Source organism: Halomonas kalidii (assembly GCF_030010475.1).
In the GTDB taxonomy this organism is placed as follows: domain Bacteria; phylum Pseudomonadota; class Gammaproteobacteria; order Pseudomonadales; family Halomonadaceae; genus Halomonas; species Halomonas heilongjiangensis.
On the sequence record NZ_JASCQN010000029.1, the window covers coordinates 12,962 to 36,117 of the forward strand.

General features: G+C 67.6%; 20 protein-coding genes. 12 read left to right on the top strand and 8 right to left on the bottom strand.

Annotated features, from left to right (window positions below; all coding sequences use genetic code 11):
* Positions 1 to 39: 39 nt before the first annotated feature.
* The 6 genes from QLQ85_RS07325 to glnA form a co-directional block, all read right to left on the bottom strand.
* Positions 40 to 1,245, bottom strand: a complete 1,206-nt coding sequence (locus QLQ85_RS07325; protein WP_282738388.1) for a CaiB/BaiF CoA transferase family protein — start codon at positions 1,243 to 1,245, stop codon at positions 40 to 42.
* Positions 1,246 to 1,247: 2 nt separating this feature from the next.
* Positions 1,248 to 2,201, bottom strand: coding sequence for a hydroxymethylglutaryl-CoA lyase (locus QLQ85_RS07330; RefSeq protein WP_282738389.1), 954 nt, complete (start codon positions 2,199 to 2,201; stop codon positions 1,248 to 1,250).
* Positions 2,202 to 2,328: 127 nt separating this feature from the next.
* Positions 2,329 to 3,738 carry a nitrogen regulation protein NR(I) gene (ntrC, locus tag QLQ85_RS07335; RefSeq protein ID WP_102628136.1) on the bottom strand — a complete coding sequence of 470 codons (1,410 nt, stop codon included), beginning with the start codon at positions 3,736 to 3,738 and terminating at the stop codon, positions 2,329 to 2,331.
* Complete coding sequence (gene glnL / locus QLQ85_RS07340; RefSeq protein ID WP_282738390.1) at positions 3,731 to 4,774, bottom strand: nitrogen regulation protein NR(II); 1,044 nt, start codon at positions 4,772 to 4,774, stop codon at positions 3,731 to 3,733. The genes ntrC and glnL overlap by 8 nt, the downstream gene beginning before the upstream one ends.
* Positions 4,775 to 5,133: 359 nt before the next feature.
* Complete coding sequence (locus QLQ85_RS07345) at positions 5,134 to 5,706, bottom strand: DUF4124 domain-containing protein (protein WP_282738391.1); 573 nt, start codon at positions 5,704 to 5,706, stop codon at positions 5,134 to 5,136.
* 195 nt (positions 5,707 to 5,901) lie between these two features.
* Positions 5,902 to 7,308, bottom strand: a complete 1,407-nt coding sequence (gene glnA / locus QLQ85_RS07350; protein ID WP_282738392.1) for a glutamate--ammonia ligase — start codon at positions 7,306 to 7,308, stop codon at positions 5,902 to 5,904.
* A 556-nt stretch (positions 7,309 to 7,864) separates the two neighbouring features.
* Here glnA and QLQ85_RS07355 point away from each other — a divergent pair.
* Entirely contained in the window at positions 7,865 to 8,398 is a 534-nt protein-coding gene (locus QLQ85_RS07355; RefSeq protein WP_282738393.1) for a glycosyltransferase family protein, read from the top strand.
* Between the two features lie 42 nt (positions 8,399 to 8,440).
* Here QLQ85_RS07355 and QLQ85_RS07360 read toward each other — a convergent pair whose 3' ends face one another.
* The gene (locus tag QLQ85_RS07360; RefSeq protein WP_282738394.1) at positions 8,441 to 9,022 is read right to left on the bottom strand and encodes a helix-turn-helix domain-containing protein; all 582 of its coding nucleotides are present in this window, start codon (positions 9,020 to 9,022) and stop codon (positions 8,441 to 8,443) included.
* 233 nt (positions 9,023 to 9,255) lie between these two features.
* On the opposite strand from QLQ85_RS07360, the gene tdh reads away from it, so the two are divergent.
* From tdh to QLQ85_RS07405, 9 genes are all read left to right on the top strand, one after another.
* Positions 9,256 to 10,284 carry an L-threonine 3-dehydrogenase gene (gene tdh, locus QLQ85_RS07365; protein WP_282738395.1) on the top strand — a complete coding sequence of 343 codons (1,029 nt, stop codon included), beginning with the start codon at positions 9,256 to 9,258 and terminating at the stop codon, positions 10,282 to 10,284.
* 1 nt (position 10,285) lies between these two features.
* Positions 10,286 to 11,485 (top strand): glycine C-acetyltransferase, encoded by a 1,200-nt coding sequence (locus QLQ85_RS07370; RefSeq protein WP_282738396.1) that lies wholly within the window; start codon positions 10,286 to 10,288, stop codon positions 11,483 to 11,485.
* A 208-nt stretch (positions 11,486 to 11,693) separates the two neighbouring features.
* Positions 11,694 to 13,520: a translational GTPase TypA gene (gene typA / locus QLQ85_RS07375; RefSeq protein ID WP_282738397.1), complete on the top strand. Its 1,827-nt coding sequence runs from the start codon at positions 11,694 to 11,696 to the stop codon at positions 13,518 to 13,520.
* A gap of 156 nt (positions 13,521 to 13,676) precedes the next feature.
* Positions 13,677 to 14,003 carry a hypothetical protein gene (locus QLQ85_RS07380; RefSeq protein WP_282738398.1) on the top strand — a complete coding sequence of 109 codons (327 nt, stop codon included), beginning with the start codon at positions 13,677 to 13,679 and terminating at the stop codon, positions 14,001 to 14,003.
* Positions 14,004 to 14,181: 178 nt separating this feature from the next.
* Entirely contained in the window at positions 14,182 to 15,627 is a 1,446-nt protein-coding gene (locus QLQ85_RS07385; protein WP_282738399.1) for a sodium-dependent transporter, read from the top strand.
* Between the two features lie 120 nt (positions 15,628 to 15,747).
* Positions 15,748 to 16,518, top strand: a complete 771-nt coding sequence (locus QLQ85_RS07390) for an ABC transporter ATP-binding protein (RefSeq protein ID WP_282738400.1) — start codon at positions 15,748 to 15,750, stop codon at positions 16,516 to 16,518.
* A gap of 64 nt (positions 16,519 to 16,582) precedes the next feature.
* Entirely contained in the window at positions 16,583 to 17,287 is a 705-nt protein-coding gene (locus QLQ85_RS07395) for an ABC transporter ATP-binding protein (protein ID WP_282738401.1), read from the top strand.
* A 28-nt stretch (positions 17,288 to 17,315) separates the two neighbouring features.
* A complete protein-coding gene (locus QLQ85_RS07400; protein ID WP_282738402.1) occupies positions 17,316 to 18,323 on the top strand; it encodes a branched-chain amino acid ABC transporter permease in 1,008 nt (335 codons plus the stop codon).
* Entirely contained in the window at positions 18,320 to 19,618 is a 1,299-nt protein-coding gene (locus QLQ85_RS07405; protein ID WP_282738403.1) for a branched-chain amino acid ABC transporter permease, read from the top strand. The genes QLQ85_RS07400 and QLQ85_RS07405 overlap by 4 nt, the downstream gene beginning before the upstream one ends.
* Before the next feature lie 84 nt (positions 19,619 to 19,702).
* On the opposite strand, the gene QLQ85_RS07410 is transcribed toward QLQ85_RS07405, so the two are convergent.
* Positions 19,703 to 20,908, bottom strand: coding sequence for an ABC transporter substrate-binding protein (locus tag QLQ85_RS07410; protein ID WP_407650363.1), 1,206 nt, complete (start codon positions 20,906 to 20,908; stop codon positions 19,703 to 19,705).
* Between the two features lie 344 nt (positions 20,909 to 21,252).
* Here QLQ85_RS07410 and QLQ85_RS07415 point away from each other — a divergent pair, with 344 nt between their 5' ends.
* Positions 21,253 to 22,011, top strand: a complete 759-nt coding sequence (locus QLQ85_RS07415) for a dienelactone hydrolase family protein (RefSeq protein WP_282738404.1) — start codon at positions 21,253 to 21,255, stop codon at positions 22,009 to 22,011.
* A gap of 88 nt (positions 22,012 to 22,099) precedes the next feature.
* The gene (locus QLQ85_RS07420) at positions 22,100 to 23,155 is read left to right on the top strand and encodes a C45 family autoproteolytic acyltransferase/hydolase (RefSeq protein WP_282738405.1); all 1,056 of its coding nucleotides are present in this window, start codon (positions 22,100 to 22,102) and stop codon (positions 23,153 to 23,155) included.
* Position 23,156 lies beyond the last annotated feature (1 nt).

Below are 23,156 nucleotides of genomic sequence, written 5' to 3' on the forward strand. Positions count from 1 at the left end.
GACATTCGGCCGCCTGGCGGCGGCCGTGTTCAGACTAGCTCAGATAACGCCGCGCTCGCGCAGGTCATCCAGCTCCTCCCGGCTCATGCCCAGCTCCCCGAGCAGCTCGCGGGTGTGCTCGCCGAGCCGCGGTACCCGGTGGTAGAGGGCCGCCGGTGCCTCGCGCATCTTCACCGGGAAGCCGGTCACCGGCACCCGGCCGGCGTCGCCCTGGTCGATCTCCAGGCGCATCTCCTGGGCCCGTACCTGGGGGTCGGCGAAGGTCTCGTGCAGGTCGTGCACGCGCCCGCAGGGCACCCCGGCGCGGTTGAGGTGCTCGATCCAGTCGTCGACCCGGCGCGTCTCGACGACGCCGTCGAGGATCTCGCGCAGCGCCTCGCGGTTGGCCATGCGCCGGGCGTTGTCGGCGAAGCGCGGATCATTGAGCAGGTGCAGCATGTCCAGGGCGCCGAGAAAGCGCGCCACCATGGCGTCGTTGCTGGGCGCGATGGCCACCTCGCCGTCGCTGGCCCGGAACAGGCCATAGGGGTAGAGCATGGGGTGGTCGTTGCCGGTGCGCGCCGGGATCCGATCGGTGGCGAAGTACTCGGCGGCCAGGTAGCCGAGCATGGCGATCAGGCCGTTGGTCAGCGCCGTCTCGACGATCTCGCCCTGGCCGGTGCGCTCGCGGCGCACCAGGGCCGCGCAGATGCCGAAGGCCAGGTTCTGGCTGGCCACCATGTCGCTGATCGGCGGCGCGGCACGCATCGGCTCGCCGTCGGCCGGGCCGTTCACGCCCATGAAGCCGCTCATGGCCTGGGCGATGAAGTCGTAGGCCGGGCGGTCGCGATAGGGGCCGGTGGAGCCGAAGCCGTTGATGCGCCCCACCACCAGGTGCGGGTAGCGCTCGCGCAGGGTGTCGTCGTCGAGCCCCATCCTGGCCAGCACGCCGGGGCGGAAGTTCTCCACCAGCACGTCGGCGCCCGCGAGCAGCCGGTGCAGGATCGCCCTGCCGTCGTCGCTGCGCAGGTTCAGGGTCAGCGAACGCTTGTTGCGGTTGAACTGGGCGAAGTACCAGCTCTCGCCGTTGACCATGTTGCCCTGGCCACGCACCACGTCACCGCTGCCGGGCGACTCGACCTTGATCACGTCGGCGCCGTGGTCGCCGAGGATCTGGGTACAGAAGGGCCCCGAGATGACCCGGGTGAGGTCGATCACGCGGATGCCGGCCAGGGAGCCCGGGGCGGGAGAAGAGGAGGCGCTCATGTTCACCCCCGGGCCGTGGGCACGGCGGCGCATTCGGCGAGCGCCAGGCGCGGCCCGGCCTTGGAGACCTGGGCCGGCAGCGGGCGCCCCATCAGCTCGCCGGCCAGCCGCGCGGCGCCGATCAGGCCGTCGAGCTCGAGGCCGGTGTCGATGCCCATCTCCTCGAGCAGGTAGGCCAGGTCCTCGCTGGCGATGTTGCCCGAGGCGCCGGGGGCGAAGGGGCAGCCGCCCAGGCCGCCGATGGAACTCTCGTAGCGCTCGACGCCCAGCGCCAGCCCCTGCATGACGTTGGCCAGGCCGATGCCGCGGGTGTTGTGGAAGTGCAGGGTCAGCGGCAGGTCGGGAACGGCCCCGCGCAGGTGGTGGACGCGCTCGGCGACCAGCGGTGGCGTGGCCATGCCGGTGGTGTCACCCAGCGACAGGTGGGTGGCGCCCAGCTCGGCGAAGCGCCGGGCGATGCCGCCCACCGCCTGCACCGGCACGTTGCCCTCGAAGGGACAGCCGAAGGCGGTGGCGATGGCCCCGCGCAGCGCCACGCCGCTGCCCTCGAGCAGGCGGGCGACCCGCTCGAAGCCCGCCAGGGACGCCTCGACGCTGCGGTTGACGTTCTTGGCGTTGTGACTCTCCGAGGCGGAGACGAACAGCACCACCGAGTCCACGCCCGCCTCCAGGGCACGCTCGGCGCCGCGCGGGTTGGGCACCAGGGCCGAGAGATGCAGCCCGGGGGTGTCGCGCAGCGCCGCCACCAGTTCCGCCGCATCGGCCAGCGCCGGCACCGCCCGCGGGCTGACGAAGGAGGTGACCTCGAACTCGCGGACCCCGGCCGCGATCAGCGCGCGGGCCAGGGCCAGCTTCTGTTCGGTGGCGAGCACCACGGATTCGTTCTGCAGGCCGTCGCGCAGGCCCACCTCGGTGACATGGACGCGGCGCGGCGGGGCTTCGGGGGCGACGGGCATCTGGCTGTCCTATTGCATGACAGGTAGCTGATGCACCGACGCTACGGCAGCGCCCTCCCCCGCAACAATGCGCCTTTCGTTGTAGCCTTACGCACGGTTTAGAAATACTCATGAGGGTCCGCCAGGCTCAATCCCCATCCGCCAAGGCCGGCAGCAGCGTCTTCAACTTGCGCGTCAGGGTATTGCGGCCCCAGCCCAGCAGCTCGGCGGCCTCGCCCTTGCGCCCCCCGGTGTGCTTGAGCGCCGTCTCGATGAGGATCTTCTCGAAGTCGGGGACGGCTTCCTCGAGCAGGTGGGTGTGGCCGGCGGCCAGCGCCCGGTCGGCCCAGTCGCGGAAGGCGGCCCGCCAGTCACCGGTGGCGGCCTCACCGCCGCCGTCGCGCAGCTCCGGCGGCAGGTCCTCGATCAGCACCTCACGACCCGAGGCCATCACCGTCAGCCAGCGACAGGTGTTCTCGAGCTGGCGCACGTTGCCCGGCCAGGAGAGCCGGGTCAGGTGCGCCTCGGCCTCGGCGGTCAGCACCTTGCCGTCGGTCGAGAGCTCCTTGGCCGCCTCGGCCAGGAAGTGGCGTGCCAGCCGCGGGATGTCCTCGCGCCGCTCGGCCAGCTTCGGCAGGTGCACCCGGATCACGTTGAGGCGGTGAAAGAGGTCCTCGCGGAAGCGACCATCGTCCACCAGCGTCTCCAGGTTCTGGTGGGTGGCGGCGATGATCCGCACATCCACCTTCACCGGGGTGTGGCCACCGACCCGATAGAATTCGCCGTCGGCCAGCACCCGCAGCAGCCGGGTCTGGGTCTCGGCGGGCATGTCGCCGATCTCGTCGAGGAACAGGGTGCCGCCGTTGGCCTGCTCGAAGCGCCCCTGGCGGCTTGCCGTGGCACCGGTGAAGGCGCCCTTCTCGTGGCCGAACAGTTCGGACTCGATCAGGTCCCGGGGAATCGCCGCCATGTTCAGGGCGATGAAGGGCTGACCGGCGCGAGGGCTGTGCTGGTGCAGGGCGCGCGCGACGCGCTCCTTGCCGGTCCCCGACTCGCCGTTGATCAGCACCGTGATGTGCGAGTGCGACAGCCGGCCGATGGCGCGGAACACCTCCTGCATCGCCGGCGCCTCGCCGATGATCTCGGCATCGAGCCCCTCGGGCACGCTCACCGGGCGCTTGCGTTCGCGGGCATGGGCCACGGCGCGGCGCACCAGGGCCAGCGCCTCGTCGACATCGAAGGGCTTGGGCAGGTACTCGAAGGCGCCGCCCTGGTAGGAGGCGACGGCACTCTCGAGGTCGGAATGGGCGGTCATCACGATGACCGGCAGGTCGGGATGGGCCTCGCGCACCCGCGACATCAGGTCCAGGCCGTCGATGCCCGGCATGCGGATATCGGTGACCAGCACGTCGGGGGGATCGTCGAGCAGGCGGCCGAGGGCGGTATCGGCGCGCTCGATGCACTCGACCTCCAGGTCGGGCTGGGCCAGGGCGCGCTCCAGTACCCAGCGAATGGCGCGATCGTCATCGACGATCACGACACGTGCGACATCAGTCATGGCGCTTCTCCAGCGGAATCAGCAATCGGAATTCGGTATGGCCGGGCGAGGAGTCGCACTCGATCAACCCCTGGTGCTGGTGCAGGATCGACTGGGCGATGGACAGCCCCAGGCCACTGCCGTCGGCCCGTCCCGAGACCATCGGGTAGAACAGCGTCTCGTGCAGCGCCTCGGGAATCCCGGGGCCGTTGTCGATGATCGCCACTTCGCAGACCAGCCGGTGGCGTTCGGCGCCCAGGGTGAACTGGCGGCGAGCCCGGGTCCGCAACACCAGCCGTGGCTCGGCGATACCGGCCTCGGTCATCGCCTCCACGGCGTTGCGGGCCACGTTGAGCACCGCCTGGATCATCTGTGCCTCGTCGCCGGCGAGATCGGGCAGGCTGGGGTCGTAGTCGCGCTCGATCTGCACCCCGGGCTGCTCGACGATCAGCAGCGAACGCACTCGCTCCAGCACCTTGTGGATGTTCAGCGGCTCATGGCGGGTCATCCGGTTGGGGCCCAGCATGGAGTCGACCAGGTCGCGCAGGCGGTCGACCTCCTCGACGATGATATGGGTGAACTCCCTGAGCCCGGGATCGTCGAGGTCACGCTCGAGCAGCTGGGCGGCGCCGCGGATGCCGCCGAGGGGGTTCTTGACCTCGTGGGCCAGCCCGCGGGCCAGCACCTTGATGGTCTCCTGGCGGGTCTGCAGGGCCTCCTCCCGGGAGATGCGCATCAACCGGTCACGCGGCTCGATCTCCAGCAGCAGCTCGTCGGCGCTGAGCGGCGTGACCGTGTAGTCCACCGTGAGCACCTCGCCCCCGACCACCAGCCGCGCCTCACGCTGGGTGAAGGGGTGAAACTCGTCGCGGGCCTTGCCCAGCACCTCGCCGATTCCCTCCTCGCTGCCCACCACGCTGGTGAACTCGATGCCCTCGACCCGGCTCAGGCTGACGGCCAGCAGGGCCTCGGCCGAGGGGTTCATCCAGCACAGGCGCAACTGGCCATCCAGCAACAACACGGCCGTGGTCAGGTGCTCCATCAAGCGTTGATACATCGGGCCTTCTCGAATCATGGCGTTGTCCCGCTCACCGTCCATGGAATGGCAGTGACCCTTCGACTCCCACCGCCCCGTCCGGACATGGCAGGGCGTGTTGCCAATAGCACTGCAAGAAGCGCGCCAGCACCAGAAAGGGCGCCCTGGCGCCGTTTCGGTGCCCTGACGCACCCCCTTGGTGCACCACAATAGTGCATAGAACCAGGCGGCGCACGAAAGCAGGCCAGCTTGCCACCCCGCTGCACCAGTAGCGGGAATGCAGGCTCGGGACAAGCGACGACCCTGTCGTCACGGGACACGTCACGACAGGGCCTCGGGCTGCCGTCCGGGCACAACGACCGTGCCCGGCGAAGGGGCGGCTAATTGGGGCGGTTGGGGTTCTGGGGCAGGTTGACGCTGGCCCGCTGCACGTAGAGGGTCACCGGCGAGGTGCGATGGCGGACTTCGCCACCGGCATCGAGCAGTTCGGCCTGCAGCTGATGCTCACCGCGGTCCAGGTTGGTGAGCATGAAGGCGCGGGTGTGCATCGCCGACTGACTGACCTGGCCATTCAGCAGCAGACGCACGCGGTGATCCTCGCGCAGCTCGGGTACGATATCGAGCTCGACCTCGACATTGCCGGCATGGCCGGTGGGCAGCGTCTCCTCATGGGCCGGCGCGAGGATCCGGAAGCTGTCGTAGGGCATGAAGGGCTGCCCCGGCGAGGCCGTCGCGGCACGGCTGCCGTCGACCCGCGGCACGGCCCGCTCCTGGCGCACCTCGCGGGAGGGCACCACGGTGAGCGGCGTCAGTTCGACCTCCTCTCCGCCGCGTTCGGGATTGTCGGTGAAGGTCACGTTGCCCTGGGCATCGGTGGTGCGATAGACGGTCTGGGCCTGGGCCGCAAGGCCCACCGCGAGCCCGAGCGCCAATACCACGAGTACCTTGTTCATGCCTCTCCCCCCGCGTCGATGCCGATGACTTCCGGGGACACCGGCCTTGTCGCTCATCTGGTGTCGCCCCTGCTGCTTCTTGGATAGTGTACGAAAGAAAGGGGTTCCGCCATGGCGGAACCCCTTTACGGTCAATGCATCAGGCGTCGTCGCACCGTCCGGCCCCGCAGGGCCGGACGGTCGGCACACGCCGTATCAGCAGCTGTAGTACATGTCGAACTCGACCGGATGGGTGGACATGCGGATGCGCTCCACGTCTTCCATCTTCAGTTCGATGTAGGCATCGATCATGTCGTCGGTGAAGACGCTACCCTCGGTGAGGAAGGCACGATCGGCGTCCAGCGCCTCCAGGGCCTGATCCAGGCTGTTGGCCACGGTCGGCACGGCCTTGCCCTCTTCCGGCGGCAGGTCATAGAGGTTCTTGTCCATGGCATCGCCAGGATGGATCTTGTTCTTGATGCCATCGATGCCGGCCATCAGCATCGCCGCGAAGCACAGGTAGGGGTTGGCGGTCGGGTCCGGGAAGCGGCACTCGACGCGCTTGCCCTTGGGGCTGGCGGTGTAGGGAATGCGGATGGAAGCGGAACGGTTGCGGGCGCTGTAGGCCAGCATCACCGGCGCCTCGAAACCCGGCACCAGACGCTTGTAGGAGTTGGTGGAGGCGTTGGTGAAGGCGTTCAGGGCGCGGGCGTGCTTGATGATGCCACCGATGTAGTAGAGCGCCATCTCGGAGAGCCCGGCGTACTCGTCACCGGCGAACTGGTTGACGCCGTCCTTCCAGAACGACTGGTGGACGTGCATGCCGCTGCCGTTGTCGCCGACCAGCGGCTTGGGCATGAAGGTGGCGGTCTTGCCATAGGCGTGCGCCACGTTGTGCACGACGTACTTCATCTCCTGAAGCTCGTCGGCCTTCTTCACCAGGGTGTTGAACTTGACGCCGATCTCGTTCTGGCCGGCGTTGGCCACCTCGTGGTGGTGCACCTCGACGCTCTGGCCGATGGCCTCCAGGGTGTTGCACATGGCGCCGCGGATGTCGTGGAAGCTGTCCACCGGGGGCACCGGGAAGTAGCCACCCTTGACCCGCGGGCGGTGCGCCAGGTTGCCGCCCTCGACCTGGCGGTCGGTGGCCCAGGCGCCCTCTTCGGAGGAGATCTTGTACATGGCGCCTTCGATGTCGGCCTTCCAGTGCACCTCGTCGAAGATGAAGAACTCGGGCTCCGGGCCGAAGAAGGCGGTATCGCCCAGGCCGCTGGACTGCAGGTAGGCCTCGGCACGCTTGGCGATGGAACGCGGGTCACGCTCGTAGCCCTGCATGGTCGCCGGCTCGATGATGTCACAGCGCAGCACCAGGGTGGCATCTTCGGTGAAGGGGTCGAGGAAGGCGGTACCGTCTTCCGGGCGCAGGATCATGTCCGACTCGTTGATTCCCTTCCAGCCGGAGATGGAAGAGCCGTCGAACATCTGCCCGTTCTCGAAGAACTCCTCGTCGACGTCACGGGTCGGAATGGTGACGTGCTGCTCCTTGCCTTTGGTGTCGGTGAAGCGCAGGTCGACCCACTTGACGTCATGTTCTTCGATCAGGGCGAGAGTCTTGGCAGACATGTTGTCCTCCACTGTGAGCTTGGCTCGAGATGTTGGGATGATGATCCACTGGCGCTGGTCAGCCCAGCGAGAGTTTTAGCACGTCGCAGGCCTACTGCCCACGACCGCCATACGCGAACATGGCGCTGGCCAAATCAATGCAGACAGCGTGCCAGAATTGCACCAGCATGGCGTAAGCAAATAGCAACCAGATGATTTCATTGGCCATTTTTCAGAATCACGGCGCACGCTTCTGCACCAAGACAGCCACGCGACCCCAGCGGAGGCCCCATGAACCGCCCCGAAAGCACATTATTGGTGCATAAAGGAGCCCGAACGCACCAACATGGCGCGAGAAGCGATCCCAGGCTGAAGCTGCCTTCTTATTGATGCCGCGGCTCATGCCGTCACAGGGCAGAACTCCTCCCCCTGCCCCAGGAATTTCACCCAGGAAACACATTGATACGCTTAACAACCAAAAACTACACTCAATTACACGAAGGCACCGGTTCGGGAACGCCCGCGTTTCGGCCCCGGCGCCATGGCATGGTGTCCAGCCCAGCGGAGCGCACCGAGCATGTTCGCTTGCAGCATTTTCCTCGATGCCCGCTCGGCGGGTACCGGTCTCCCCAGGCACCTGGCGGCTCTCCAGAAGCTGCTGAAAGGCCGGGACGGTCGTATCGAGTTGTTGCTGGTCGACGACACCGGTGATCCGCGGCTACCGGGGCTCGCCTCTCGCTTCGGCGCCCGCCTGCTCCCCTACAAGGGCGAGCCGTTGGGCGACCGCCTCAATGCCGCGGTGGCGCACAGCCAGGGGACGGTACTGGTCTTTCTCGCGCCGGCCCTGCCCCTCCCTGCCGACTGGCTCGACGTGGTTGCCGAAGGGCGCGAGCATCACCGCTGGGATGTCCTGGTCTTGCCCGCACGGCCCCGCGGCCCGGCGACCCGTCTTTGGCAATGGCTAGGCCGCACGCCTCCCGCCGATACCCTGTGCGTGGCACGGGAGTGGTTCGACCGTATCGGCGGCTTCGACCCCTCCCTGGACGCCAAGGCCCTCCCCGAGCTGCTGGAGCGGCTGCACGCCTGCCAGGCCCGGGTCCAGTACCGATGAGGCTGACGCCGCGGCAGCGTCGGCGGGCGGCACGCACGGCCATCACTGATAGGTCACGACGAGAAAGCTCACCAGCTCCGACTCGCCGCAGTTCTCGATGGTGTGCTCGAGGTCGGCATGATAATGGGCCGAATCGCCGGGACTCAATGCACAGCGATTCTCTCCCGCCAGGATCCGCGCCTGGCCCTGGGTAACGGTCAGCAGCTCACGGGTACCCTCGAAGTGGGCGGCGCTCTGCAGGCGCGCTCCCGGCGCGAGCCGGATCTCGTAGAACTCGACGTTCTTTTCCATGTGCAGCGGCGAGAGCGTACGAATCCGGCACTCCTGGTCGTCGCGAAACAGCTGGCTGGCATCATCGCCACGCACCACCTCGATGCGCGAGGCGGTCCAGGGCTGGTCCACCAGGTCGCCGATGTTCATGTCGAAGGCCTGGGCGATGCGCAGGGTCACCGCCAGGGTCGGGTTGGCCTTGCCTCGCTCGATCTGGCTGAGCATCGAACGGCTGACTCCCGAAGCCGCGGCCAGTTGCTCCAGGGTGAGCCCGCGCCGCTTGCGCAACTCGATCACACGAGTGGAGAGACGGCCGGCTTCCGCCGGCGATTCGGTCATCGTTCTATCGTCCACCTACACTTCTCCTCACTGACCCGGACGTCTCCAGGCGCTGCTTCGGGTTCTAGGGCCGTCCCGGCGACAAGGCAACTTCCATCATGAAGGAATTTATTCTTGCATCTAGGAATAGTTCTGCAATACTGGAATTCGTTCTTCCATAGTAAACGTCCCGTTGTGAATTGCCAGAATCCGCTCGCAGCCCAACCACCTGACCGACGCCCAACGACAAGCAACAGGAAGAGAGCGATATGAAAGCACTGATCAAGAAGGAGGCCGCACCCGGCCTGTGGCTGGATGAGGTGCCGGACCCACAGGTCGGCATCAACGACGTGCTGATCAAGGTCAAGCGCACCGCCATCTGTGGCACCGACGTGCACATCTACAAGTGGGACAGTTGGGCGCAGAAGACCATTCCGGTCCCCATGGTGGTGGGACACGAGTTCGTCGGCGAGATCGTCGAGGTCGGCTCCAATGTCAACGACTTCCATCCGGGGCAGCTCGTCTCCGGCGAGGGCCATGTGGTATGCGGCCGCTGCCGCAACTGCCTGGCCGGGCGCCGCCACCTGTGCGCCCATACCAGCGGCGTGGGGGTCAACCGCCCCGGCGCCTTCGCCGAGTACGTGGCCCTGCCGATGTCCAACGTCTGGGAGCACAAGCCGGGTATCGATCTCGACGTGGCCGCGCTGTTCGATCCGCTGGGCAATGCCGTGCATACCGCCCTGCAGTACGACCTGCTCGGCGAGGACGTGCTGATCACCGGCGCCGGGCCGATCGGCGCCATGGCCGCGGCGGTGTGCCGCCACGCCGGGGCACGCCACGTGGTGGTCACCGACCTCAACCCGGGGCGCCTCGAACTGGCCAAGCGCCTGGGCGCCACGCGCACGGTCGACGTGCGCCACGAGAAACTCCCCGACGTGCAGCGAGAACTGGGGCTCTCCGAGGGCTTCGACGTGGGCCTGGAAATGTCCGGCAGCCCCGCCGCCTTCCGCGACATGCTGGCCAACATGTGCCACGGCGGCAAGGTGGCCATGCTCGGCATTCCCACCGAGGAAATCGCCATCGACTGGAACACGGTGATCTTCAACATGCTGACGCTGAAGGGCATCTACGGCCGTGAGATGTACGAGACCTGGTACAAGATGTCGGTGATGGTCGAATCCGGCCTCGACATCGCGCCGGTGATCACCCATCGCCTGCCCTACACCGAGTTCCAGCGCGGCTTCGATGCCATGCTGAGCGGGGAAGCGAGCAAGGTCGTTCTCAACTGGGAGTCATGACATGTACGGAGCCTTTCAACGGCACCTGCGCGGCGAGCTCGACGCCATCGACGCGGCCGGGCTGACCAAGCACGAGCGCCAGCTGACCACCCCCCAGGGGGCCCATGTCGGCATCAATGCCGGCCAGGAGGTGCTCAACCTCTGTGCCAACAACTACCTGGGCCTGGCCCAGCACCCTGAGGTCAACGCCGCGGCCGCGGAGGGCCTCGCACGGTGGGGCTACGGCATGGCCTCGGTGCGCTTCATCTGCGGCACCCAGACCCTGCACAAGCAGCTGGAGCAGAAGCTCAGCGAGTTCCTCGGCACCGAGGACACCATCCTCTACCCCTCCTGCTTCGACGCCAACGGCGGGCTGTTCGAGACCCTGCTGGGGCCGGAGGATGCGGTGATCTCCGACGAGCTCAACCACGCCAGCATCATCGACGGCGTACGGCTCTCGAAAGCCAGGCGCTACCGCTATCGCAACAGCGACATGGCCGACCTGGAAGCGCAGCTCCAGGCCGCCGACCGCGACGGGGCCCGCTTCAAGCTGATCACCACCGACGGCGTGTTCTCCATGGACGGCTACATCGCCAGGCTCGACGAGATCTGCGACCTGGCCGAGCGCCACGGCGCCCTGGTGCACTTCGACGACTGCCACGCCACCGGCTTCCTCGGCGAGGGCGGACGCGGCACGCATGAGTACCGCGGCTGCATGGATCGTATCGACATCACCACCGGCACCCTGGGCAAGGCGCTGGGCGGCGCCAGCGGCGGCTACACCAGCGGCAAACGCGAGGTGGTCGACCTGCTGCGCCAGCGCTCGCGCCCCTACCTGTTCTCCAACACCGTGGCGCCGCCGGTGGTGGCCGGCGCCCTGAAGGCGCTGGAGCTGGCCTCCGAGTCCGCTGAACTGCGCAGCCGGCTCAAGGACAACACCGCCTTCTTCCGCGAGGGGCTCGAGCGGCTCGGCTTCGAACTGCTGCCCGGCGAGCATCCCATCGTGCCGGTGATGCTGCACGACGCCGCCGTCGCCGGCCGCTTCGCCGAGGCCATGCTCGAGGAGGGCATCTACGTGACCGCCTTCTCCTACCCCGTGGTTCCCAAGGGCAAGGCGCGCATCCGCACCCAGATGTCCGCCGCCCTGACCCGCGACGACCTGGAGTTCGCCCTGGCGGCCTTCGGCCGGGTCAAGCAGCGCCTGGCCGACGGCGGCAGCTGAGCCGCGACGCCCCGACGATGGCTCTTTTCGCCCCGCCTGTGGCGGAAAGGGCCGTTTCCGCCTCGGCGACGCCGCGATTGCCCCTCGCCAACCCCCTGAATTCCCTTGCGCCGGCGTTCGAGTCACGCGATAACCGCCGACAGAGCTGGTAGGGGTCACCGCCCTGGCTTTATAATGCGTCCCCACTTTTTCCCAGCAGGATCGCGTCGTGATCGAGAAACTTCGCAACATAGCCATCATCGCCCACGTCGACCACGGCAAGACCACCCTGGTCGACAAGCTCCTCAGCCAGTCCGGTACCCTGGACCGCAAGGCCGAAGGGCAGGAGCGCATCATGGACTCCAACGATCAGGAGAAGGAGCGCGGCATCACCATCCTGGCGAAGAACACCGCGATCCGCTGGGAAGATGCCTCCGGCACCCCCTATCACATCAATATCGTCGACACCCCGGGACACGCCGACTTCGGCGGCGAGGTCGAGCGCGTCATGTCCATGGTCGACTCGGTACTGCTGCTGGTCGATGCCGTCGACGGCCCCATGCCGCAGACCCGCTTCGTGACCCAGAAGGCCTTCGACCAGGGCCTCAAGCCGATCGTGGTGGTCAACAAGATCGACCGCCCCGGTGCCCGCCCCGACTGGGTCATCGACCAGATCTTCGACCTGTTCGACAACCTCGGCGCCAGCGACGAGCAGCTCGACTTCCCGATCATCTACTGCTCGGCCCTCAACGGCATCGCCGGCATGGACCCCGAGGCGCTGGCCGACGACATGAGCCCCATGTTCCAGGCCATCGTCGACATCGTCGAACCGCCCAAGGTCGAGCTCGACGGCCCCTTCCAGATGCAGATCTCGGCTCTGGACTACAACAGCTACGTGGGCGTCATCGGCCTGGGCCGCATCAAGCGCGGCGCGGTCAAGCCCAACCAGCAGGTCGTGATCGTGGGGACCGACGGCAAGACCCGCAAGGGCAAGGTCGGCCAGGTGATGACCCACCTGGGCCTGGAGCGGGTGCAGACCGACGAGGCCACCGCCGGCGACATCATCTGCATCACCGGCATCGACGACCTGTCGATCTCCGACACCCTCTGCGACCCGGCCGCCGTCGAGGCGCTGCCGCCGCTGTCCGTCGACGAGCCGACCGTCTCCATGACCTTCCAGGTCAACGATTCGCCGTTTGCCGGCAAGGACGGCAAGTTCGTCACCAGCCGCAACATCAAGGATCGCCTCGAGCAGGAGCTGATCCACAACGTGGCGCTGCGCGTCGAGCAGGGCGAGACGCCGGAGAAGTTCAAGGTCTCCGGCCGCGGCGAACTGCACCTCTCGGTGCTGATCGAGACCATGCGTCGCGAGGGCTTCGAGCTGGCCGTGGGTCGCCCCGAGGTGATCATCCGCGAGATCGACGGGGTCAAGCAGGAGCCCTACGAAGAGGTCATCATCGACTGCGAGGAGCAGCACCAGGGCGCCATCATGGAGGAGCTCGGCTACCGCAAGGGCGAGCTGACCAACATGAACCCCGACGGCAAGGGCCGGGTGCGCCTGGACTTCATGATCCCTGCCCGCGGCCTGATCGGCTTCCGCGGCCAGTTCATGACCCTGACCTCGGGTACCGGCATCCTCACCAGCCGCTTCGACCACTACGGCCCGCTCAAGCCCGACGCCTCCATCGAGCGGCGCAACGGCGTGCTGGTCTCCATGGTCCCCGGCAAGGCGCTGGCCTACGCCCTCTACGCCCTGCAGGAGCGCGGCAAGCTGATCATCGACCACGCCACCGAGGTCTACGAAGGCATGCTGGTGGGCATCAACAACCGCGCCAACGACATGGTGGTCAATCCCACCAAGGGCAAGAAGCTCGATAACATGCGCGCCTCGGGTAACGACGAGAACATCGTGCTGACGCCGCCGGTGAAGTTCACCCTGGAGCAGGCCATCGAGTTCCTCGACGACGACGAGCTGGTGGAGGTCACCCCCAGCCATATCCGCCTGCGCAAGAAGCACCTCACCGAGAACGAGCGCAAGCGCGCCAGCAAGAAGTGACGCTGGATATCCCGACAGGCCCGCCTCCCCGGCGGGCCTTTTGCTGTGCCCTACCGTACGCGACGCCCCCTTGGCATTCCCGTCCGCTCGGCTAGGCTCAGGGAAGCGGGGTCGCATGGCCACCGCACGCCTTCCGCCAGCAGAGGAGACCGCGTCATGCACAAGCATGTGGAATGGGACGCCCCCGGTACCGACAGCGTCATGCACCACTTCGAACGGGACCCCGCGGACCACGACGACCCGGGGCCCGGCGACATCCTCTCGGCCCGTCACGAGGGCGCCATCGTGCGGGTCAGGGTCGAGGCCTACGTCGACGGCACCAGCATCGGCGAGGTGGTGGCGCTGATATCGGCCAACAACGGCCGGCGCATGAAGTCCTACGGCAAGCTCGCCCTGGGCGATACCGTGCGCCTGCCCGACGCCAGCCGTGCCCTGGAGCCACACCGCGACACCCACGAGGGCGATGATGCCGCACAGGACTGATCCCCGGGGCGATACCATAGCGTGCCCTTAACGCACCCTAAACGATCGGCCACTAGTCAGGGGCCCGGGTAATGCCGCAAAGTTGGCGCCAACGCCGGGACAGGTCCCGCTGCGGAACGCTCCGGCCCACGAGGCCACCCCAGGGCCCACAAGGCCGATCAGGACACCCGGAACGCTCATGAGCACGCACAACGTCTGGACACACAAGGGCACCTTCCTGCTGGCCGCCGTCGGCTCGGCGGTGGGGCTCGGCAACCTGTGGCGCTTCCCCTACCTCACCGGCGAGAACGGCGGTGGCGCCTTCATCCTGGTCTATGCCCTGACCATCTTCGCCGTCGGCATCCCGATCCTGATCGCCGAGACCATGCTCGGACGCAACAGCCGCCGCAGCCCGATCATGGGCATGCGCCACCTGACCCGAACTCACCGCACCTCCCGAGCCTGGGAGTCGATCGGCTGGCTGGGCGCCTCCTCGGCGTTCCTGATTCTCAGTTTCTATTCGGTGATCGCCGGCTGGGCGATCCACTACACCTGGCAGATGCTCACCGGCTCGCTCGCCGGCGCCGATGCCGAGACCATCGGCGCCGGCTTCGATGCCCTGCTGGCCTCGCCGGGCCTGCTGACCCTCTACCACACCCTGTTCATCATCGCCTCCGGCCTCATCGTCGGCATGGGCATCCACCGGGGCATCGAGAACAGCCTGCGCATCATGATGCCCTCGCTGTTCGCGATCCTGCTGGTGGTGCTCGCCTACGGCATCGCCAACGGCGACTTCGGCGCCGCGGCCCGCTTCCTGTTCACCTTCAACATTGCCGACCTGAGCCTCGAGGGCTGGCTGCAGGCCATGGGCCAATCGTTCTTCACCCTGAGCCTCGGCATGGGCGCGATCATGGCTTATGGCGCCTACATGTCCAGCGAGGCCTCGCTGACCCGCACCGCCATCGCCATCGCCATCGTCGACACCGCCGTGGCCATGGTCGCCGGCCTGGCGATCTTCTCGCTGGTGTTCGGTGCCGACCTGGCCCCGGGGCAGGGCCCCGGCCTGATGTTCGTCACCCTGCCGCTGGCCTTCGCCGAGATGCCCTTCGGTGCGCTGATCGGCGGCGTCTTCTTCATCCTGGTGCTGGGGGCGGCGCTCAGCTCCTCGATCTCGCTGATCGAGCCGGTGGCCGCCTTCCTGGTCGAGCGCTTCGACCTGACCCGCCCCCAGGCGGTGTTCGCCATGGTGGTGGCCAGTTGGGCACTGGGCCTGCTCACCGTGGTCAGTTTCAACCTCTGGGCCGAGGGCTCGCTGTTCCACGCCCTGTTCGGCCGCAGCGCCTTCGACCTCATCGAGCTGCTCACCAACATCTTCATGCCGCTGGGCGGCCTGCTGATCGCCCTGTTCGCCGGCTGGGCCCTGACCCCCTCCGAGGTGATGAAGGAGATGCGCACCAGCGAGACCTGGTTCACCGCCTGGCGCTTCCTGGTGCGCTTCGTGGCCCCGGCGGCGGTCTCCTTCGTCTTCCTGCGCACCATCCCGCAGGTCGACGGCTACCTGATCCCGACCATCGGCGCCCTGGTGATCGTCGGCGCCTTCGCCGCCGGCCGCACCTTCCTGACGGAGAGCAGCCAGGAGCAGTGACCCGTCATGCCGCCGCCCCGATAGGGCAGCGGCTGTCGGCCCGGCCCAGGCCGGCACGACAACCATGCCCAGGCAGCGACACACAACTGGCAGCACACAACAACAATCATGGAACGGGACATGGCAGCCATCATCGACGTTCGACACGTTCACAAGGCGTTCGGTGGCCTCAAGGTCATCGACGACTGCTCGATCCGGGTGGAGGAGGGCTCGATCACCGGGCTCATCGGCCCCAACGGGGCCGGGAAGTCCACCCTGTTCAACATCATCGCCGGCGCCCTGCCACTGGACAGCGGCCAGGTGCTGTTCGACGGCGAGGACATCACCGGCCTGCCCGCCAACACGCTGTTCCACAAGGGGCTGCTGCGCACCTTCCAGATCGCCCACGAGTTCTCCCAGCTGACGGCACTGGAGAACCTGATGATGGTGCCGTCCTCCCAGGCCGGCGAGAGTCTCTTCGATGCCTGGTTCAAACCCGGCCTGGTGCGTCGGCAGGAAGACGAGGTGCGCCGCAAGGCTCTCGAGGTCGTCGACTTCATCGGCCTGCACCAGGTGCGCAATGAACTGGCCGGCAACCTCTCCGGCGGCCAGAAGAAGCTCCTCGAGCTCGGCCGCACCATGATGACCGACGCCAGGGTAGTGCTGCTCGACGAGATCGGCGCCGGGGTCAACCGCACCCTGCTCGGCGACCTGATGGGCAACATCGAGCGCCTCAACCGCGAACTCGGCTACACCTTCCTGGTGATCGAGCACGACATGGACATGATCGCGCGGCTCTGCGACCCGGTGATCGTGCTGGCCCAGGGCAGCGTGATGGTCGAGGGTTCCATCGACGAGATCCGCAACGACCCCCGGGTGATCGAGGCCTACTTCGGTTCCAGCGTGGCCTGATGGGGCCGGCGGCGCCCGAGACGCCACACACAACAACAAGACAGACAGGACGCAGGGAATATCGATGCCACTACTCGAAGCACGCGACGTCTACGGCGGCTACGGCGGCATGAACATCCTCAACGGGGTGAACATGGCGATCGAGGCCGACGAGATCGGCGTGATCGTCGGCCCCAACGGCGCCGGCAAGTCGACCATGCTCAAGGCCGTGTTCGGCCTGCTCACTGTCAGCCAGGGCGAGATCCTGCTGCGCGGCGAGCCGATCCACAACCTGCCGGCCAACAAGCTGGTGCAGAAGGGCATGGGCTTCATCCCCCAGGAGCACAACGTCTTCCCGAGCCTGACGGTGCAGGAGAACCTGGAGATGGGGGCCTACCTCAAGCCCGAGAACGTCGAGCGCATGCTCGAGGAGGTCTACGCGTTCTTCCCGCCACTCCGCGACAAGCGCCACCAGAGCGCCGGCGAACTCTCCGGCGGCCAGCGCCAGATGGTCGCCATGGGCCGGGCGCTGATGGCCGAGCCCAACCTGCTGCTGCTCGACGAGCCCACCGCCGGCCTCTCGCCGCTCTACATGAACGAGATCTTCGAGCGCGTGAAGGAGATCAATGCCGCCGGCGTCGGCATCCTGATGGTGGAACAGAACGCCAAGCAGGCGCTGGCCATCGCCGACAAGGGCTTCGTGCTGGCCGCCGGCCAGAACCGCTTCACCGACACCGGCGCCGCCCTGCTGGCCGACCCCGAGGTCGCCAGAAGCTTCCTGGGTGGCTGAACGCCGATCCTAGCGTGGAGAGAACGCCTTGAACGAACTGGTCTTCTTCATCAACAACGTGATCGTCGCCGGCAGCGTGACCGGCTCGATCTACGCCATCGGGGCCGTCGGCGTGACGCTGATCTTCAGCATCATGCGCTTCGCCCATTTCGCCCATGCCGACATGATGACCTTCGGCGCCTTCATGGTGCTGCTGCTCACGACCCTGTTTCCCGCGGCGGGAAGTGCCGTGGGGCTGCCCACCGCCATCGTGATGCTGCCGCTGGCCATGGTCCTCACCGCCGCTCTCGCGGTCGGTATCGACCGGGCCTTCTACAAGCCGCTGCGCAGCCACGGCGTCAAGCCGATCGTCATGGTGATCGCCTCGCTGGGCGTGACCCTGATGCTGCAGGGGCTGATCCGGCTGTTCGCCGGCACCGGCGGCCAGAGCCTCTACGTCGGCGAACGCAAGGAGATCTACCGGCTCGAGCTGCCCTTCGAGGCGATCACCCGCCCGGTGGTCATCACCGAGCCGCAGGTGATCCTCTTCGTGCTGACCGCCGTCGCGGTGGTCGGGCTGCACCTCTTCCTCAGCCGCTCGCGGCTGGGCAAGGCGATGCGCGCCATGTCCGACAACCCCGATCTGGCCCTGGCCTCGGGCATCAACACCCACACCATCGTGGCGGTGACCTGGGTGATCGCCGGGGGCCTGGCCGCCATCGCCGGCACCCTGCTGTCGCTGGACGTGACCTTCAAGCCCGACCTGAGCTTCTTCCTGCTGCTGCCGATCTTCGCCGCGGCCATCGTCGGCGGCGTGGGCCACCCCTTCGGGGCCATCGCCGGCGGGTTCGTGGTCGGCTTCGCCGAAGCGCTCGCGGTGTTCAACTGGACGGTGCTGTTGCGCCCGGTCCAGGCGTACTTCCCCGAGTGGCTGGAGCTGCCACGGAGCCTGGCCTTCGTCGGCACCGAGTACAAGATCGTGGTGCCCTTCTTCATCCTGGTCGCCATCCTGGTGTGGCGCCCCACCGGACTCTTCAAGGGCAAGGTGATCACATGAACGAGACGACCCCAGCCCGGCCCCCCGTCCGCCGCTTCCCGCGGCGCGAAGTCATCCTGTTCGCCGCCCTGCTGGTAGCCGTGCTCGGCGTCTATGCCATCATGGGCGTCGCCTACAGCACCCGCATGCTGGTCGAGGCCGCCTGCTACGCCATCCTGGCCCTGGGCCTGACCATCCAGTGGGGATACGCCGGCCAGTTCAACGCCGGGGTGATGGGCTTCGTCGCCCTGGGCGGTTTCTGTGCCATGTTCTTCAGCGTACCGGTCAACGAGGCCTTCTGGGACAGCGAACTGCCCGGCGAGCTCGGCCTGGCGCTGCTCTACCTGGTCGGTGCCGGCGCGGTGGTCTTCGCTGCGACCCGACTCGACCGCCTGGGGGTGCCGAAGAAGCTGCGCACGCTGATCGCCGTGGTATTGGCGGTGGTGCTGTATCTCGCGGTGATCAGTGTGCTGCGCGGGGTCACCGGCGAGATCGAGTCGCGCGCCGGCTTCATCGGCGGCCTGGGCCTGCCGGCCTGGACCGGCTGGATCGTCGGCGGGATGCTGGCCGGCGGCATCGGCTATGTCATCGGTCATATCTGCCTGGGGCTGCGCAGCGACTACCTGGCGATCGCCACCCTGGGCATCGCCGAGATCATCAAGGCCTTCCTCAAGAATTCCGACTGGCTGACCCGCGGCACCGCCACCGTCTCACCGTTGCCCTGGCCGACCCCCGGGGCCGGCGACCTCGGTTTCGTGTTGTCCCGCTCCCTCTATCTGTCGGTCACGGCGGTGATGATCGCGGCGATCTTCTTCCTGCTGCACCGCGCCTACCACGCTCCCTGGGGGCGCATGATCCGCGCCATCCGCGACAACGAGGTCTCCGCCGCGGCCATGGGCAAGGACATCAACCGGCGACGCCTGGAGATCTTCGTGCTGGGCTGCGTGCTGATGGGCATCGGCGGCGCGGCGCTGACCAGTTTCAACAGCCTCTTCGACCCCCAGGGCTATCTGCCGCTGAACCACACCTTCCTGGTGCTGGTGATGGTGATCCTCGGCGGGCCGGGCAACAACCTGGGCACCATCTTCGGCGCCGTGGCGGTCTACCTCATCTGGATCATGTCCGAACCCCTGGCACTGATGCTGATGCACCTGGCCATCGGCTTCGGCGAGGGCGCCTTCGGCTGGGAGGCCCCCGGCCACCTCGAGAGCCGCGCCCTGCAGGCCCGGGTGTTCGTGATCGGCCTGCTGATCAGCCTGGTGCTGCGCTTCGCGCCCAAGGGAATGTTGCCGGAGAAGGTCAAGCACCACGGCTGATCCCTTTCGACCCCCGGCCAGACAAAGGCCCCGGCGGTTTGAACTGACCGCCGGGGCCCTGGCGTGGGCATCGGGCCAGGGGGATCAGAGATCCACGAAGCCCCTGCCGACGAAGCGGCCCTCCTCGACGGCCATCTCGACCACCACGCCCGGCACATCGCCGTTGTCGTCGAACTCGTGGCGGCCGGAGGCGCCCTCGTAGTTGATCTCGGTGCCGGCCGCGATCAGCTCCACGGCCTTCTCCCACTCGCCGGGCAGGACCACCTCGCCGGGCGCGCTGGCAACGCTGCGCAGCGCCTCGGCGAGCCCCTCGCGCTCGGCAGAGCCGTTCTGCTCGATGGCCAGGGCCAGCAGGAAGGCGGCGTCGTAGGCCTGGGCGGCGAACACCGCGCTGGGGTCGAAGCCGGCCGCCTCGGCGGCCTCGTTGAAGATCTCGGTACCCGGCAGATCCGGGCTGCCCGGGCGGGTGGCGATCATGCCCTCGAGCACGTCGGCCCCCACCGCCTCGACCAGGCTGTCGCCGACCATGCCGTCGCCGCCCACGTACTGGGTGAACATGCCGCCCTCGTAGGCCTGGCGCAGCACCGTCTGGCCGGAGGTGTCGGCATAGGCCAGCACCACCAGGGTCTCGACCCCGGCGGCCGACAGCGACCCCAGCTCGGAGCGGTAGTCGGCGCGGTTGTCCTCGTGGGCCAGGTTCTCGGCCACCATGCCGCCGTTGGCCTCATAGGCCTCGACGAAGGCATCCGCCAGGCCGCGGCCATAGTCGTTGTTGACATAGGTGACCGCCACCTCGTCGATGCCCTTCTCGAGCAGCAGTTTGGCCAGCATCTCACCCTGGAAGCCGTCGGAGGGCACGGTGCGGTACACCAGGTCGTTGTCGTCCAGCTCGCTCACCGCCGGGGCCGTGGAGGCCGGCGAGACCATCACCACGCCGCCGGGAATCGCCGCGTTGTTGGCCGCGGCGATGGTGGCCCCGGTGCACAGCGCGCCGACGATGGCGGTGACCTGCTCGGTATTGACCATGCGATCCGCCGCATTGGAGGCCGCCGAGGCATCGCTGCAGGTGGTGTCACCGCTGGGCATCACCAGCTCCTGGCCGTCCAGGATGCCGCCCTGCTCGTTGACGTGACGCACCGCCAACTGGGCGCCTTCGAAGATCGGCGGCGTCAGGCTCTCGATCCCCCCGGTGAAACCGCCGAGGAAACCGACCTTCACCTCGGCCTGGGCCCCCCCGGCCAGGGCCAGAGCGGAGGCAGCCGCGGCCATCGACAGTACGTTCTTCTTCATGATTGTCGTTCCCCTTCGTATGACTGCGTACGTAATTGAAATTGTAGCGGGTGCAATGGAGTTTGCGGGTACGTTCACGACCTCAGGACATAGGTGAGGATTCCGCCCACCGCGCAACGCAGCGATTTACCCGCGCAGGCATTGATACAGCGTTTCCTAAATCTGGAAGGCCACGGCCCAAAACACAAGCTCTCGCTACCAACGTTAGGCCCTCCGATGACCGGCCGCTCATACCCTTTTCCTACCATGACGAGCGCCTCGACCTTACAACGCTCATGGATCGCCGGCCGCGCCGGGTACCTATACTGACAGGTCGGATCCTCACGCACCCGACTGGAGCTCCCATGCAGCCCCTCATCGCTTCCGCCGTGCTGCTGGCCGCCCTCGGCCTGGCCGCCAATGCCCACGCCGTCACACCCGCCGGCGACGACATCGTCTACGAGGTCGGCGACGAGGCCTTCGAGGGCTATCTCGCCACCGCCGAGGGCGAGGCGCGTGGCACCGTACTAATCATTCACGACTGGGATGGCCTGGGCGACTACGAGCGCCGGCGCGCCGACATGCTCGCCGAGGAGGGCTATGACGCTTTCGCCGTCGACCTCTTCGGCCAGGGCAACCGCCCGGCGTCCACCCAGGGCCGCCAGGCCGCCACCCGCGCGCTCTACGAGGACCGCGAACGCATGCGCTCGCTGACCCTGGCCGGCCTGGCCGAGGCCCGCAACCAGGGTGCCGCCGAACCCGCGGTGGTGATGGGCTACTGCTTCGGCGGTGCCGTGGTCCTGGAGATCGCCCGTTCCGGCGAGGCCGAGGGCGTGGCCGGCTACACCAGCTTCCATGGCGGGCTGGGCACCCCGGAGGGCCAGGCATGGCCGGAGGAGCTCCCGCCGCTGCTGATCGCCCACGGCGGTGCCGACAGCGCCGTGCCCATGAGCGATGTCGCCATCCTGACCGAGGAGCTCGAGGCCGCCGGCGCCACCTACGAGATCCAGGTCTACTCGGGGGCCCCCCACGGCTTCACGGAATTCGACAGCGACCGCTACCAGGAGCGCGCCGACGAGAAATCCTGGGCCGCCTTCCTCGCGGGCCTCGACGAATGGCTGTGACCGGAGGGTCCCGTGCCGGCCCGGAGCCGGCATGGATCCGCCGCATGCTAGAGTGACGAGATCAGGCTCATCGACTCGCGAGGTCGTCATGCAACTCACCACGCTTTCCGGCAGCCGCCACGAGATCGGCGAGGCCCACGGCCTGGCCCATGCACGGCTCATCCACCGCAGTATCGAAGTCTACGACCGCCTGTTTCTCGACTTCGTCGGCATCCGCTGGAAGGCGGCCCGGGAGGAGGCCGACCGCTTCTCCGCCATGATCGAACAAGGCTTTCCCGAGATCCTCGACGAGATGGCGGGCATCGCCCGCGGCGCCGGGGTCGACCTCGCCGACATCCTGACCCTCAACTGCCGCAGCGAGATCTCGCTGACCCGGGCCAGCGGCGGCTGCTCCGCCTTCGCCCTGCAACGCGCCGGCCAGCAGTGGCTGGCCCAGAACTGGGACTGGCGCACCGACCAGCTGCGCAACGTCGTGGCGCTGAAGATCACCGGCGAGCAGGCCGCCCCGCTGCTCAGCATCGGCGAGGCCGGCATGGTGGCCAAGATCGGCATGAACGCCCACGGCATCGGCGTCTGCCTCAATGCCATCCGCTCCCGGACCTGTGGCGAGGGCCTGCCGATCCATGTCGCCCTGCGCAAGATCCTGGAGAGCCCCGACCTGAAGAGCGCCGTGGCCGTGGCCACCCGCGACCGGGTCTGTTCCCCCGCCCACTTCCTGATCGCCAGCGCCGACGGCCAGGCTGCCGGCCTCGAGGTCCACCCCGGCGAACCCGGCCAACTGGTCCCCGAGCAGGGCGTGGTCACCCACACCAACCACCTCTACGCCCGGGCTGCCACCTGCCAGGTCGAGGACTTCCCGCGTCCCGACTCCCGGCCGCGCCTGGCGAGGCTCGACCAGTTGCTGCGCGACCAGCTGCCCGACCAGGTCGAGGTCGACGAGGCCGCCCTGTTCGAGATTCTCAGCGACCACCATGGCGCCCCGCTGTCGATCTGCCGGCACTTCAACCCCGACCAGCCGCCGGAGGAGCGCATGGAGACGCTGTTCGCCGTGGTCATGAACCTCGGCGAACGCCGCCTCACCCTGCGCCACGGCAAGCCTTGCGAGACCACCGACATCCTGAGCACCACCCTCGACCCCGCCTAGC

Excerpts from the sequence above, each read along its gene's own strand:
- ntrC (WP_102628136.1), bottom strand. The coding sequence starts at position 3,738 with ATGACTGATGTCGCACGTGTCGTGATCGTCGATGACGATCGCGCCATT.
- QLQ85_RS07325 (WP_282738388.1), bottom strand. The coding sequence starts at position 1,245 with ATGAGCGCCTCCTCTTCTCCCGCCCCGGGCTCCCTGGCCGGCATCCGC.
- QLQ85_RS07355 (WP_282738393.1), top strand. The coding sequence starts at position 7,865 with ATGTTCGCTTGCAGCATTTTCCTCGATGCCCGCTCGGCGGGTACCGGT.
- QLQ85_RS07390 (WP_282738400.1), top strand. The coding sequence starts at position 15,748 with ATGGCAGCCATCATCGACGTTCGACACGTTCACAAGGCGTTCGGTGGC.
- QLQ85_RS07395 (WP_282738401.1), top strand. The coding sequence starts at position 16,583 with ATGCCACTACTCGAAGCACGCGACGTCTACGGCGGCTACGGCGGCATG.
- QLQ85_RS07385 (WP_282738399.1), top strand. The coding sequence starts at position 14,182 with ATGAGCACGCACAACGTCTGGACACACAAGGGCACCTTCCTGCTGGCC.
- tdh (WP_282738395.1), top strand. The coding sequence starts at position 9,256 with ATGAAAGCACTGATCAAGAAGGAGGCCGCACCCGGCCTGTGGCTGGAT.
- QLQ85_RS07420 (WP_282738405.1), top strand. The coding sequence starts at position 22,100 with ATGCAACTCACCACGCTTTCCGGCAGCCGCCACGAGATCGGCGAGGCC.
- QLQ85_RS07405 (WP_282738403.1), top strand. The coding sequence starts at position 18,320 with ATGAACGAGACGACCCCAGCCCGGCCCCCCGTCCGCCGCTTCCCGCGG.
- QLQ85_RS07410 (WP_407650363.1), bottom strand. The coding sequence starts at position 20,908 with ATGAAGAAGAACGTACTGTCGATGGCCGCGGCTGCCTCCGCTCTGGCC.
- QLQ85_RS07380 (WP_282738398.1), top strand. The coding sequence starts at position 13,677 with ATGCACAAGCATGTGGAATGGGACGCCCCCGGTACCGACAGCGTCATG.
- QLQ85_RS07345 (WP_282738391.1), bottom strand. The coding sequence starts at position 5,706 with ATGAACAAGGTACTCGTGGTATTGGCGCTCGGGCTCGCGGTGGGCCTT.
- QLQ85_RS07415 (WP_282738404.1), top strand. The coding sequence starts at position 21,253 with ATGCAGCCCCTCATCGCTTCCGCCGTGCTGCTGGCCGCCCTCGGCCTG.
- glnA (WP_282738392.1), bottom strand. The coding sequence starts at position 7,308 with ATGTCTGCCAAGACTCTCGCCCTGATCGAAGAACATGACGTCAAGTGG.
- QLQ85_RS07370 (WP_282738396.1), top strand. The coding sequence starts at position 10,286 with ATGTACGGAGCCTTTCAACGGCACCTGCGCGGCGAGCTCGACGCCATC.
- QLQ85_RS07330 (WP_282738389.1), bottom strand. The coding sequence starts at position 2,201 with ATGCCCGTCGCCCCCGAAGCCCCGCCGCGCCGCGTCCATGTCACCGAG.
- glnL (WP_282738390.1), bottom strand. The coding sequence starts at position 4,774 with ATGTATCAACGCTTGATGGAGCACCTGACCACGGCCGTGTTGTTGCTG.